The following is a 13962-nucleotide window of genomic DNA, read 5'->3' as shown; positions in this document are numbered from 1 at the left end:
CCGCCAGCAGGACCCAGTAGTGATAGTGCGAGCAGAAATCAGAGACCGGATGGAGGGTGAAAATTCGGGCAGCACTGGATCGAAGTACACCGGCAAAAAATGGCGCAAACCAAAAGAGCGGGTAAGCATCGCATGCTTATCAAATAGGGTGGTACCGCGAAGCTTCTTCGTCCCTATACGGATATGAAGGGGTTTTTATTATGCCTTCATGCCAGAAAACATATAGGAAAGGAAGAGCTCGATGTTTAAGGAACCAACTACATTAAAGCCTTCATTCAGAGAGGCTGGATTCATTCTCCTTCTGATCATTGCGCTAATCAGTTTTGGAGTCATAAAAGGGGGACTTGCACCGCAGATACCAATTGCAGCTTCGGTAGTCGTGCTTTTAATTTATGGAAAAATAAAAGGTATTGGCTATAAGGTGATGGAAAAAGGAATGATACAAGGGGCCTCCTCTTCGCTGGGAGCAGTATTTATCTTTATTTTTATCGGTATGCTGATCAGCAGCTGGATGATGAGCGGGACGATTCCAACCCTTATGTATTATGGATTTAACTATCTTCCGGGTTCATCATTTTATGCTTCAGCATTTTTAATTTCCTCACTGGTGGGACTTTGCATAGGAAGCTCATTTACCACATCGGCGACCATCGGCGTGGCCTTTATTGGAATGGCTGGAGCGATGGATATTTCAGCGGCAGTCACTGCAGGCGCCGTGGTTTCCGGGGCCTATCTTGGAGACAAAATGTCCCCTTTGTCAGATACCTGCAATCTTGCATCTGAGACAGTAGGGGTCAACTTATTTGAGCATGTACGGAATATGCTGTGGACGACCATCCCGGGCTTCATTATTTCCTTTGTTGTTTACTGGCTTATATCCCCGGCTGCAGATATCGGGAGGGCAAAGGATATCCATGTTTTTCTGGAGTCCCTGCAAAAGGAAACCCATATCAGCCTGTTTGCATTGATTCCCTTTGTCCTTACTGGGATCCTCGCATTACGGAAAATCCCGGCGGTTCCCGTCTTGGCTTCAGGAACAGCAGCAGCCCTGGCTGTTTCCTTTTTTCAATCAAAACAAACTCTCACTCAGGCTTGCAGCGTCCTTTTTTCGGGCTATAAGCTGGACAGTGGAGTCAAGCAGCTGGATTCCATCCTTTCCAGGGGCGGTATTGAATCCATGATGTTCTCCATTTCCCTTGTCCTTTTGGCCCTTGCTATGGGAGGACTATTATTCCAGCTGGGCATCATCCCTGCACTGCTCGAGAAGGCGGCAGGACAGTTAGTTGACTCAGGCAGGCTGATCACCGCAACAGTCCTTGCCAGCATAGGGGTGAATGTACTGATCGGAGAACAATATTTATCCATCCTGCTTCCGGGGAAAACTTTTCTGGACAGCTATATCAAGGCCGGACTGACAGGGAAAACACTGTCCAGGGCATTAGAGGATGGCGGCACAGTCGTAAACGCGCTTATACCATGGGGAGTTTCCGGTGTATTTTTAACACAGGTGCTGGGAGTGTCCACTATCGAGTATGCTCCTTATGCCTTATTCTGCCTGATCTGTCCCGTCCTCTCGGTCATCAGCGGATTTTCTGGGATTGGCATTTCATTTTCCCGAAGCAAGGCACCGCAAAAAGTTCGGGCTTAAACCCGAGGAACAAGGAACGGTCTGGCTTTGGATGCATATCGTATATAAATTCCCAAAATTATTGATTTATGGATTGATATATAAGGTGATCCACAGTATAATAAGGCTAACAATTAAATAACTTTACTTCTTTCAAAGGGGAGTAGCGTTAGGATTATTCCTAAAGCAAAGTCGTCAATTCATGGTTCGTTGGACCATCGGCTTTGCTGGCATGAATTCATGTTTAGCAAGACCTTTGCCTGGTGGCAGAGGTCTTTTTATATGCGTTCCATATCGCAGGATGGATTTCTACCTCCAGGCAGAGTTAACAAATAAAAGATGGAGGTAGAAAAATGGAAGCATCTATTTTATTGGAGTATGGATGGGTTTTGCTGGTTTTAATCGGGCTGGAAGGGATCTTGGCGGCTGATAATGCAGTCGTGATGGCCGTGATGGTTAAGCATCTTCCGGAGGAACAGCGGAAAAAGGCTTTGTTTTATGGGCTGATGGGTGCATTTGTTTTCAGGTTTGCCAGCCTGTTCTTAATCTCGATCCTGGCAAATGTGTGGCAGGTGCAGGCAATAGGCGCTCTGTATCTTCTCTATATTGCTGGAAGCCACTTATATAAAAAGTTCCGTGGACATGAACAGGAAGCGCACGAACGCGCTGGAAAGAAATCCTCTTTCTGGATGACCGTTTTAAAGGTAGAGGCAGCGGATATTGCCTTTGCTATTGATTCAATGCTTGCGGCAGTGGCCCTTGCTGTAACCCTGCCTAAAACAGGATGGTTTTCATTGGGAGGGGTCGATGGCGGGCAGTTTACAGTCATGTTCCTGGGAGGCATCATTGGAGTGGTGATTATGAGATTTGCGGCCAGTCTATTTTTGCAGCTCCTTCAAAAAAAGCCTCAGCTTGAAACCACAGCCTTTATTATCGTAGGCTGGGTCGGTGTTAAGCTTTCGGTGCTGACCCTGTCACATCCAAAGGTCGGCATTCTGGCTCCTCATTTTCCAGAGTCAGGAGTCTGGAAGTTCCTGTTTTGGGCAGTGCTGATCGCCATTATCCTCATTGGTTTTCTCCTATCTAAAAAAGAGGGAAGGAAAGAAAGTGAGGCTGGCCAGAATTAATTTGTTTTTGGAAATGTGCAGTCCAGAAGGCCGGGTACCCCTTCCTTCTGGACTGCCCCTTTTTATATTGTCCTCTGGACATGATTCCCTTCATGCACGTACAATACGTAATAGCTGAATAAAGTGAGCTGTAACCATTAAAAGGGGAAATTATGCAAATAAGTGAGTTTAAATCATTCATTGAAGGAAGTCTGCTTCCCAATATCCAGCTTAAAACGGTCAGCCCGGTTGAGCCGATCATAGTGGAGAATCACACCGAAGAATGGAAGCTTCTTGGGAAGGGGAATTATGCTGCGGTATTTACCCATCCTGCCATGCCGGATTGGGTGGTAAAGATTTATGGCAGAAATCCAGAAGGACTTCAAAAAGAAATTTTCGTATATGAGAAACTGGGCAGTCATAAAGCCTATTCAAGATTAGGCGGCTATGGCAGGTCCTACTTAATTCTAAAAAGGATCGAAGGCATCACCTTATTTCATGCAATGGTAAAAGGAATACCGATTCCTGTAAGTGTCATACATGACATTGATTCAGCCCTTCAGTATGCCAGGGACAGGGGACTTAATCCATTCGATGTACATGGAAAAAATGTAGTCATGAATAAGAATAGAGGATATATCGTAGACATTTCGGATTTTTATAAAAGCGGTTATTGCAGCAAGTGGGATGATCTAAAAAAGGCGTATTATTGGATATACAGGCCGCTTATTTTAAAATGGCATCCGCCCTTCCCATTTAGGGCTGTAGATTCGATAAGAACCCTTTACCGATTATATAGGAAGCTGAGGAAACGAATAAAAAAAGCGGATTGAACTTTTTTTAGGCTCGTTATGTTAATGCTGCGGAGTAATATACAAAGGGGATTGGAATGATGAGTTCCAATCCCTTTTGATTTAGATGTCTGTTTCAAGTTTGGCTGAAGAAGGTTTGGTTCTTTTATGGAATCCTCTGCCAAAATAAAACGCTATAAGGATGATGATCCAAAGCGGGCCTACAATCAGTGCAATACGCGTGTCAGCTTGAAAGGCCATCAGGATGACCACAAAGGCCAGAAAGGCAAGAGAAAGGTAAGAACTGAATGGATACCATGGCATTTTGTATTCAAGCCCTTTTTCCTCAGCAGGTGAAAGGGTATTACGGAATTTCATCTGAGAGATCAGGATGGTTCCCCAAGTCCAAATGGCTCCAAATGTGGCAATGCTTGTTACCCATGCAAACACTTTATCCGGCACAATGTAATTGAGGAAAACGCCTGCAAGCAGCGCCAGAGCAGATATCAGTACTGCTTTTCCTGGAACGCCATTTTTGTTGGTCCTCCCGCAGCCTTTCGGTGCTTCTCCCTGCTGTGCAAGGTTAAACAGCATTCTTCCTGTACTGAAAATCCCACTGTTGCAGGAAGACAGGGCTGCAGTCAGAACAACAAAATTGATAATACCCGCAGCACCGGGAATACCGATTTTTTCAAATGTAAGAACAAAAGGGCTTCCTCCGTTTGCTCCAATTTCATTCCATGGGTAAATCGACATAATGACAGTCAATGAAATGACATAGAATATGAGAATCCTCCAAAAAACAGTATCGATCGCACGTGAAAGGGATTTTTTAGGGTTTTTGACTTCCCCGGCAGTTACCCCGATCATCTCAATTCCAAGGTAAGCGAACATGACCATTTGAAAAGACATTAATACGCCTGACAGGCCATGTGGAAAGAAACCGCCATGCTTGTACAGGTTGCTGAAACCGATGGCTTCGCCTCCATTGGCCAGACCGAAAATAATCATACATGCCCCGACAATGATCATCAGGACGATTGTTATTATTTTAATCAAAGCAAACCAGAATTCCAGCTCTCCATATGCCTTTACTGCCAGAAAATTAACAGCTGTCATGATGACAAGCGCCGAAAGTGCCCATATCCAGTGAGGGACACCAGGGATCCAGAGATCCATGTATTTTCCTACGGCCGTAATTTCCGCCATACAGGTCACAATCCAGAGAAACCAGTAATTCCATCCAGTTATATATCCGGCCAGTCCCCCGATGTAATTATTGGCATAACGGCTGAAAGATCCGGCTACCGGATTTTTGATCGCCATTTCACCGAGCGCCCTCATAATGAAGAAGATAATAATGCCTCCGGCAGCGTAAGCAGTTAATATTCCAGGTCCTGCTAGTTTAATAGCTGTTGCGGAACCGAGGAACAGTCCGACACCTATTGCCGCTCCCAAAGACATTAATCCTATATGTCTTTCTTCAAGGCCCCGCTGTAAATTATTGTTGTCCATTCTCTCTCCCTCCGAACTCATCTCTCTTTACATTTCATAGTATAAAATTATTTGGAAATAAAAGAAAACGCTTTCACTTAGATAATATCAACAAAAAATATAGATGTCCATTCATATCCAGATGATTTATACGTTTGTAAAAACAATATAGAAAAATAACAATAATGTAAAGGGATGATAGACGAGTTTTAAAAAAAGTCTGCTGAATTCACTATTTTTTTTACCTGCCCCCTAAAAAAATAGAGGGCTATCGTATCTTATAGCAGGACCAAAAAAAGGTCCGGCAGGAGGGATACATGATGCAAATAATAGATATAGACTGGTTATTACATGCAGAGAGTCCTGGACAGGAAAATGAAGACTATTATTTTCCCTGTGTAGATATAGATTCCCTGCTTGAAAATACAAGCGACTGGTAAAAAGGCAAATTGGCACCCGGCTGGAATAATCCAGCATAATATAAAGCTCTGCAGATGGAAGCTTCTGTATGCAGAGCAGGATGCGAATAGAGAGATTAGAATTGTCAGAGAGAGACTAATGGGGATTAGAATGGAAGAACTGCTTATATATGTTGGCTGGGGGTCAAAAGGCGTTGGAAGGCTATGGCAATTTCTCTGCTGTCAGAAATCATGCGGAGAAAGCGTGCATCCAATGTTCTTGGCCCTTTTTTAGCAACCTTTAAATACCTGCCCTTAAGAGGACGCTATGCTATAATGTTCCGTGGGGATGGGGTGAGAGTAATGCTAAGTTTATTATTTGCAGCTTTTAAGAAAAAAGATTCACTGGAGGAAAAGATAGACCGTATCCAAAAGGGAGACAGGCAGCTTAGAAATGAGCTGATTGAAAATTTCAAACCCTTTATAGCGAAAACGGCTTCTTCTGTATGCAAGAAATATATTACGGATTCCGATGATGAATTTAGCATTGGTCTTATAGCGTTCAACGAAGCAATAGATAAATACAGCAGCGAAAAGGGCCGTTCATTAATTGCCTTTTCCGAAATTATGATTAAAAGAAGAGTGATTGATTATCTTCGAGGCCAATCCAGGCAAAAGGAGCTCTTATCTGGTGACATAACCCCAGGTGACGATGAAAAAGGAGAGCATTGGCTGGAAGCGGAAAAATCCTGGGATGATTATAAGGTGAAGCAGGAACAGGAAAGGCGAAGGGATGAAATCCTCAAGTTCCAGGTGCAGCTTAAAGAATATGAGATCCTTTTTGCCGATCTGGTCAAGAACAGTCCCAGACATTCAGATGCCAGGCAGACAGCGATTGAGATAGCCAGTACACTTGCCTCTGACCCAGGGCTGATAGAAATCCTGTTTGATAAGAAGAAACTGCCTATAAAAGAGCTTGAAAGCCGCTTTTCAGTAAGCAGAAAAACGATTGAAAGAAATCGCAGGTATATTATTGCGATTGCGCTTATTCTCTCGGGGGATTATGTATTTCTAAAAGATTATCTTAAAGGAGTGCCAGTAGAATGAAGAAGGGCATTATCATGGATATTGACAGCAGCTTTATTACCTTATTGACCCCTCAAGGAGAGTTTTTAAAGGCAAATAAGAGTAATCGTGAATATCAGCTAGGACAGGAAATATCCTTTACTCCGGCCCGTTTCTGGAAAAATAGTGCCGCTCTTATGTGGATGAGGAAGCCTGCAGTTTTATCTGCCGCTGCAGCCATTCTTCTCCTTTTCACCTTCATTCCTTTCTTTACTGCCGATAAGGTTTCCGCCTATATGACTATAGATATGGATTCCAGCGTGGAACTCGGCCTGAACGAGGATTTAGAAGTTCTGAATATAAAGGGACTGAACCAGCTGGGAAAAGAGCTTGTGGAGAAAGCACACTCCTGGAAAAAGGAACCGGTCAAAAAAGTGGCAGAGAATTTGTTTGCAATCAGCAGCGGAAAAGAAGGTGCTTCAAGGGAAATCCTCGTTTCAACTGTAGCAATTGATAATGACAGTGCAGTAAAGAAAAAACTCGAAAAGATTGTAACTGAAGATTCTCTGGAAAAACAGATGCCTGGAGGGAAAGTGAACGTCATTCAAGCCCGGGACTCTGATCGGAAAAAAGCGGTCAGAGAAGGAGTGTCTACCGGTCTGTATGTAAAAACTCAGGAACATCAGAAAAGCAGCACGAAACATAACGCCAGTGAAACAAAACCAGAAAACAATACAGGGAAAGAACTTGAATCAATGCCTGAACAACGGCGTACAAAGACAGCCCCTGCCGTTCCAAATCCACAGAATCCAGGGAACAAGCAGGTCAGACCAGCTCAGGATAAGCGTGATATATTGAAACAGAATCCTGCAAAGCAAAAACAAGCTCCAAACCTAAAAAGGCAGGTCCCGCCCGTTAAGGAAAAACCCTCTCCTGACATCAAGGCAAGACCAGTTCCAGAGCCAAGAAAACAGGCACCCCCTGGAAAGGTAAAACCGCATGCCACGATGCCACGACAAGGACCTGCCGGTAAAAAATGGCCTTCCAAGCCACCTGGAAACGGGCAAAAAGGGAACCCTCATGGAATTAATCAGAACCAAGGCCGTGGTCCAAATCATATAAATAGAGGTCATGAGAACAAAGCGTGGCATGGAAATAAACAACAAAAAAAATAATCCATTGAAGAGAGGCTGACATGCTTGTCAGCCTCTCTTTTCCAGGCGTCAGCCTTTTATCTTTGTTTATCATATAAACAGAATGTATGGTCTATGCTATGATATAGGCTCTATTTATTATTCACCGCGCAATGCAGATTGTGCCTGGGCAACAAGTCGTTTCGTAATTTCCCCGCCTACAGACCCATTTGCCCGTGAAACGGTTTCAGCTCCCAGCTGCACTCCGAATTCCTGTGCAATTTCGTATTTATATTGATCAATAAATTGTTCAACACCTGGAACAAGTAATGAATTTCTGCTGGCCATCGTTTATACCCCCGGTTCATCAAATCAGAGATTCTCTATCTCTGTAGGTATAGTATGAGGCAGAGTACCATTTTTTATTTTGTTTTCTAAGGAGAAATATTTGGCTGTTTTTCATAAAAATAGCTATGGAAGCTCGGTCATTTCAGTCCTTCCATACTTTAGCAGAATAACCTTCCGTGGCTGAATGCCATCCTAGTCAGTAAAGGAGGGTACGTAATGCCAAAAAGAAAAGCTGAAAAGAATGCTGCTGTAAAATCAAGCAAAACGCCAAAAAAGAATCTGGAAGAGACTGAGTTTTCAACCGAGTTTGCCCATGGTGAGAATGTAATGAAAGGGGCAAACAGGAATTCAAAGCAGGGAAGGAAGGGGCGTTCCTGATGAATAACAAACTTCGTTATCAAAAAGAATATCCGCCTGCGGGCCTGCGGGTAGAGTTTGGGACAGAGCTGACAGGTGATATGAATGCATCCAAAATTTATGACATAACCCAGGCATCCAAAAAAGAGAGGAATGCAGAAAGGACTAAAGACTAAATCATCTGTTCAGAGGGAAACTTGAATCAGGCCTTTAATCAAAAAAAGTCCGAAAAGAAAAGTTCTTTTCGGACAGAATGTTAACGGGATGTTTGAGGAAGAAGAGCTTCTGGGAATGTGAAAATTTCGGCGCCTTCTCCTGATGACGGATAATAGACCAGCAGTATAGATGGTTCTTCCGTTTCCGTTTCAATTTTATCGATCATGGTGTGTTTATGCAGATCTTTCTCCGATAATTGCATGTTTGCAAATTTGTCTCCGAGTATTTCAGGAACCGCAGAGATTTCCGCATAAAGAGCAGACCGCTGTTCCTTGGATAAGCGGGATTCCCACCATGGCTTCCTTGGCTTGTATCTATGGCTTGAGAAATAATCGATCTTCATGAGGCCCTCTATGATATTTAAGCCCGGAGTTCCCCTTTGTTCCAAAAATTCATAAAGCCTGTTGAATAGATCTTCTAGCTGGTGCCCGATTCTGGACCAGCCTTTGTCCTCCCAATAAGTCCCAAAATCCTGGAAAAAGTCAAATGGCGAGGAGAACACATTAGACACTAAGTATTCCACAGTATGATCCATCCGGTGGTCATTCCAATACTTCTCAAGTACATCCTCCACCTGTTTGATACGTACGATGTCCTGGAAGCCAAGCACATGATTACCCAGTATTTCATACGGTGATGTGTCCATATATACATACCCATGCTCTTCGGCACCAATTCTAAGTCCTGTGCCTCGCAGCATTTTTAGGAAACCAAGCTGCAATTCTTCCGGCCTGAGCTCAAATACATCATTGAATGTTTTCTTAAAAGTAGCATAGTCTTCGTCAGGCAGCCCGGCTATCAAATCCAGATGCTGATCAATCTTGCCTCCATCTTTGACCATAGTGACGGTTCTTGTAAGCTTCTGCCAATTCTGTTTCCGCTTAACAAGCTCATTGGTATGATCATTCGTGGACTGGACACCGATTTCAAATCTGAAGAGTCCCTTGGGTGCATGCTGGTTCAGGAACTCGATAACCTCAGGTCTCATAATATCAGCTGTGATTTCAAACTGAAATACAGTCCCCGGTACATGTTCATCAATAAGGAATTGAAACATCTCAAGGGCGTAGCTTCTGCTGATATTGAACGTCCTGTCCACGAATTTAATCGTTTTTGCTCCCTGTTTCATTAAATATCTGATGTCTTCTTTAATTTTTTCCCGATCGAAATACCTTACTCCCACTTCAATCGAGGATAAACAAAATTGACAGCTGAAGGGACAGCCTCTGCTTGTTTCCACATACGTTACCCGCTTAGATAGTGAAGGAATATCTTCTTCAAATCGGAATGGACTGGGAATGGACTTTAAATCCAGTTTCCCATCCTGCGGCTGGAATACTTGTTTTCCATCTTTTCTATAACAGATTCCAGGAACCTCTGAAAGCCTTCGGCTTCCATGAAGCTCTTGAAGAAGCGTTTTAAAGGAAGCCTCCCCTTCACCAATCACGATAAAATCAGCCTCAGGAATCTTATCCAGCCATTCATGAGCATCATAGGTCACTTCAGGGCCGCCCAGGACAATGATTAAATCAGGGTTGATCTTCTTAAGTATCCTGATGACTTTTATCGTTTCCTCTATGTTCCATATATAGCAGCTGAACCCGATGATGTCCGGTTTTCTTTTATATAAATCAGAGACAATATTCATCACGGGATCCTTGATTGTATATTCACAGATCTCCACATCAAATTCAGGTGCCGCATACGCTTTTAGATACCTGATGGATAAGCTGGTGTGAATATATTTAGCATTTAATGTAGTGCAGACAATGTTTAAATTTTTCATAACGTAACTGGGAGAGCACTCCTCTCGAATGATGGATAAACTAACTATTCATTATATCATTTTTTTCAGTGCTATTGCCAGATTAGATGCCGAGAAATTCGTGATACATTAATAAGACTGCAGGCAGCCCTGATCGTTCATCTGGGCTTGTCTGCAGTCTTACAAAAGGATTTGATTAGTTTTGAAACGGCCTGCCCAGCTGGCGTTTATAATATTGGGCATGGATTTTCAGCTTTAGGACCAGGTTTTTGAATCGTGATGTCCTTAGCTCCACAATTGGCTGTGCAAGGGAAGCGATAAAATCGCTTGAGAGCAGGATCGTTAAAATCAGGGCCATACCTGCCAGCATGATGAAGTTCTCAGTGTTCGTAAAGAAACTGTGGACAGAGCTTGCCTTGAAGTATTTGACAAAGAAGCCATGAAGCAGATATACATAAAGAGTCTGTTTTCCGAAATTTGTAAAGAAGTGCTTTTTATTAGGAACAAATGAAAAGAAACTAAGGACCATCATCATGCTCAAACCGTAGAGTCCGAGTCTCTTAAACATTGAAAAGATGCTGATTTGTTCAAGCTCGGAATACGGCTTTGATCCAAGAAGCCATTTATAGTCCACGTTCTTATCCAGATAAAACCAGGTGAATACGACAGCAAAGGCTAAGAAGGAAAAGAGACGGGCCTTATTGTTCATCAGCTTTTTAATGTCTTCCCTGCCTAAGTGGTAACCGAGCAGGAAGATCGGGAAGAACACGAAGGTCCTTGACAGACTTAGATAATTAGAGATGCCATCAAAATATCCAACGCCCAGTGCAAGTGCAAGCGACAGGCCGAGCCCTTTCCATGGAGTAATCCGTGCAAAGAGCGGAAGAGCCAGGTTCCAGCAGAATAAGCTTAATAAAAACCATAGGGCCCATTGCGGATTAAAGAGATTAAAGGTAATTTCATTTTTATTATAAAGATAGTAATAATAAATGGTGTAGATGATTTGAAAGATGACATAGGGCAGGATAAGCTTTTTTGTCAGCTTGCCTGCATAGCCTTTCTCGTAAATCCCTTTGGCAAAGAAACCTGATACCAGGATGAAGCCCGGCATATGGAAGGTATAGATCACCTTGTAAAGGGTATAAACAATCTCGTTGTTTTCTATATAAGTCCTTAAAAGATGACCGAACACAACCAGTACCATTAAAATGAATTTTGCGTTGTCAAAGAAGTAGTCGCGCTGTTTCATAGCACCCTCCGTGAAATGTGGCTGCAGTGCCGTCTGGCTGGCAACAGCCTTTTTTTGTTTTATACCCTAAATAGGACAGCGATTAACGGAGAAGAGCAGATTGGTAAGTTTTTCATATTCCTAAATGGTGATTTAAAGAAAAATCCTGGTTAATTTCTACTGTTTTTAGCAAATTTAATAGGATTTTTGTAAAAGAATGTAGAACTATTTGGAGGACTATGCATGAGCGGGGGATACGTATGTCAAAAACTTTTCAGGATGAATGCCAGGAGGAGCTGAAATCGCTAAGAAGACAGGTGAAAATGTATTATGACTTCTTTGGCGTGATTTCCGAGGCCCTCCTGATTGTTAATAAAGATAATAAGATTGTGTATGTGAATGGGCTTGCATGCAATTTATTCAATCTGAGGGAACGTGAGCTGTACGATTTGTCGCTGGACAAGTTCTTAAAGCCCATGCCAAGGGAAGCCCTCGAAAATCAGAACCGCAGGCTCTCAGCTGAGGGGGTATACTCCGATGAATGGACCATTATGCTGCCGGACGGCACGATTAGATATGTGAATTATGTGGCTACAATCGATCATCTTGAGGGAAAAAGGATTTACCGTATGAAGGATATTACCTCAGAGAAGCAAAAAGAGAAGGAGAGGAATATTTCCGTTCAGATGTTTGCGGATCTCCTTCATCATGCCGTTGATAATATCGTGATTTATAATAAAGATGGGGTCATTATGGATGTGAACCCTTCTTTCTGCCAGACGATCGGGGAGACAAAGGTAAACCTTGTGGGACGCTCCATTGACTCATTTGTCGAGGAAGACAGCCGAGAAGCCTGGGACAGGGGCAGGCTGGAAGTCGAACAGCAGGGATCGGTCAAAGGACAGGTCATATTCAAGCATCCAAAGGGTCTGACCCACTATGAGTATTCTACGAGCACCAACCGCCTGAACGGGCTTTGCATGAGCATCATGAGGGATATCACGGAAAAGCTGATCATAGAGAGGCAGTTAAAGAAGAGTGAAAAGAATTTCACGGACCTTTTCGACCAGGTCCTGGATGCGATTATGTTCTGGGGAAGAGATGGAAAAATCCTGCATGTGAACCAGGCCGCAGCAAAGATCTTCGAGACCAATCGAGAAGATTTAATAGGGATGAATCAATCCGATTTTGTCCTGAACAAGGATGCCCGTTATTACTATTTAATGAATGAGTTATCGGAGAAGAAGGCGATTCGTGCGGAAATGTTCTATTTAATGCCGAACGGGCAGAGAAAGCTGCTGGAATTTACTTCACGGATTCATGAAGATGATGATAAGATTATTACGATCTTCCGCAATGTCAGCGAAAAATACCAGATGGAGCTTCAGCTGCGGAAAAGCGAGCAAAAGTTCCGAAAGGTCTTTGAGGATTCCCTGGACGGGCTGATTCTCTGGGACAACTCTGGAAAGATTGCGGACATTAATGAAGCAGGGAGGAGAATACTTTATATTCCTGGATTCCCTGCCACTTCCCTTTATGAACTGATCAATTATATTCCTGAGAATGCCAGGAATCTGGAGGCATATTTGCAGGATCTAAAGCAGAATGAATACAGCAGCTCGATTATTCCGATTCAATTTAAAAATGGCGTGATTAAACATATTGAATTTTCTACCAGGATTAACACAAGCCTGAATTTGACTATTATGAGGGATGTTACCGAAAGGCTCGAAATGCAGGAGCAGCTAAGGAAGTCGGATACGCTGCATGTTGTCGGGGAGCTGGCAGCGGGGATTGCCCATGAAATCAGGAATCCCATGACAGCATTGAAGGGCTTCATCCAGCTTTTGCAGGGAAGTATTAAGGAGGACTTTACCACTTATTTCAGAGTGATTACCTCCGAGCTGCAGAGGATCGAGACCATCATCACAGAATTTTTGGTGCTTGCCAAACCTCAGGCGGTCAAATTTTTGCAAAAGGATATAAATGCCATTCTTAAAGAAACCATTGAGTTATTGACAGCCCAGTCATTAATGCAGAATATTCAATTCGAAACCAATTATCAAGAAAATCTGCAAAACATCTATTGTGAAGGAAATCAGCTAAAACAGGTTTTCATTAATATCATAAAAAATGCTATAGAAGTCATGCCTAAAGGCGGAATCATTTTTGTTGAAACTGCACGCTATAAAAACAAATATGTCCGAATCTCCATCAGCGATCAGGGCCAGGGGATCCCGGAAGAAAAAATTAAAAAATTGGGAGAACCTTTTTATACGACAAAGGAGCGGGGGACAGGCCTGGGACTCATGGTCAGCTATAAAATCATAGAAGAACACAAAGGCTGGATCGAAGTCGAAAGCACAGTAGGGAAGGGCACGACCTTCCATATCTATCTGCCCATAGATGGGCGGCAGGAGGATAGACATTAAAA

Annotated in this window: 13 protein-coding genes; 9 read left to right on the top strand and 4 right to left on the bottom strand. The window is 43.1% G+C overall.

What is annotated here, in order from left to right; translation table 11 throughout:
* Positions 1-241 precede the first annotated feature (241 nt).
* From nhaC to H539_RS0102865, 3 genes are all read left to right on the top strand, one after another.
* Positions 242-1648, top strand: a complete 1407-nt coding sequence (nhaC, locus tag H539_RS0102875) for a Na+/H+ antiporter NhaC (protein ID WP_026692268.1) — start codon at positions 242-244, stop codon at positions 1646-1648.
* Positions 1649-1980: 332 nt separating this feature from the next.
* Positions 1981-2754 (top strand): TerC family protein, encoded by a 774-nt coding sequence (locus H539_RS0102870; RefSeq protein WP_026692267.1) that lies wholly within the window; start codon positions 1981-1983, stop codon positions 2752-2754.
* A gap of 152 nt (positions 2755-2906) precedes the next feature.
* Complete coding sequence (locus tag H539_RS0102865) at positions 2907-3566, top strand: protein kinase family protein (protein WP_035321818.1); 660 nt, start codon at positions 2907-2909, stop codon at positions 3564-3566.
* Positions 3567-3647: 81 nt separating this feature from the next.
* Here H539_RS0102865 and H539_RS0102860 read toward each other — a convergent pair whose 3' ends face one another.
* Positions 3648-5039 (bottom strand): amino acid permease, encoded by a 1392-nt coding sequence (locus tag H539_RS0102860; protein WP_026692265.1) that lies wholly within the window; start codon positions 5037-5039, stop codon positions 3648-3650.
* Positions 5040-5335: 296 nt separating this feature from the next.
* Between H539_RS0102860 and H539_RS33035 the strand changes: the two genes are divergently transcribed.
* From H539_RS33035 to H539_RS0102845, 3 genes are all read left to right on the top strand, one after another.
* Complete coding sequence (locus H539_RS33035) at positions 5336-5458, top strand: hypothetical protein (RefSeq protein WP_281171376.1); 123 nt, start codon at positions 5336-5338, stop codon at positions 5456-5458.
* Between the two features lie 312 nt (positions 5459-5770).
* Entirely contained in the window at positions 5771-6523 is a 753-nt protein-coding gene (gene sigI / locus H539_RS0102850; protein ID WP_026692264.1) for an RNA polymerase sigma factor SigI, read from the top strand.
* Positions 6520-7656, top strand: a complete 1137-nt coding sequence (locus tag H539_RS0102845) for an anti-sigma factor domain-containing protein (RefSeq protein WP_026692263.1) — start codon at positions 6520-6522, stop codon at positions 7654-7656. Before sigI ends, H539_RS0102845 begins: the two co-directional genes overlap by 4 nt.
* A 117-nt stretch (positions 7657-7773) precedes the next feature.
* Here H539_RS0102845 and H539_RS0102840 read toward each other — a convergent pair whose 3' ends face one another.
* Entirely contained in the window at positions 7774-7962 is a 189-nt protein-coding gene (locus tag H539_RS0102840) for an alpha/beta-type small acid-soluble spore protein (RefSeq protein ID WP_026692262.1), read from the bottom strand.
* A 216-nt stretch (positions 7963-8178) separates the two neighbouring features.
* Between H539_RS0102840 and H539_RS32385 the strand changes: the two genes are divergently transcribed.
* Positions 8179-8340: a hypothetical protein gene (locus tag H539_RS32385; RefSeq protein ID WP_169816024.1), complete on the top strand. Its 162-nt coding sequence runs from the start codon at positions 8179-8181 to the stop codon at positions 8338-8340.
* Positions 8340-8495: a hypothetical protein gene (locus H539_RS31295; RefSeq protein ID WP_155889926.1), complete on the top strand. Its 156-nt coding sequence runs from the start codon at positions 8340-8342 to the stop codon at positions 8493-8495. The genes H539_RS32385 and H539_RS31295 overlap by 1 nt, the downstream gene beginning before the upstream one ends.
* Before the next feature lie 80 nt (positions 8496-8575).
* Here H539_RS31295 and H539_RS0102825 read toward each other — a convergent pair whose 3' ends face one another.
* Both H539_RS0102825 and H539_RS0102820 read right to left on the bottom strand, forming a co-directional pair.
* On the bottom strand, positions 8576-10321 hold the full coding sequence (locus tag H539_RS0102825) for a B12-binding domain-containing radical SAM protein (protein ID WP_026692261.1): 1746 nt from the start codon (positions 10319-10321) through the stop codon (positions 8576-8578).
* A gap of 175 nt (positions 10322-10496) precedes the next feature.
* Complete coding sequence (locus H539_RS0102820) at positions 10497-11549, bottom strand: acyltransferase family protein (protein ID WP_026692260.1); 1053 nt, start codon at positions 11547-11549, stop codon at positions 10497-10499.
* Between the two features lie 239 nt (positions 11550-11788).
* Between H539_RS0102820 and H539_RS0102815 the strand changes: the two genes are divergently transcribed.
* Complete coding sequence (locus H539_RS0102815; protein WP_035321817.1) at positions 11789-13960, top strand: PAS domain-containing sensor histidine kinase; 2172 nt, start codon at positions 11789-11791, stop codon at positions 13958-13960.
* Positions 13961-13962: the final 2 nt, after the last annotated feature.

The sequence above is a fragment of the Peribacillus kribbensis DSM 17871 genome (assembly GCF_000430765.1).
GTDB classification, from domain to species: Bacteria; Bacillota; Bacilli; order Bacillales; family DSM-1321; genus Paraperibacillus; species Paraperibacillus kribbensis.
This window is presented reverse-complemented; position numbering and strand designations above follow the sequence as displayed.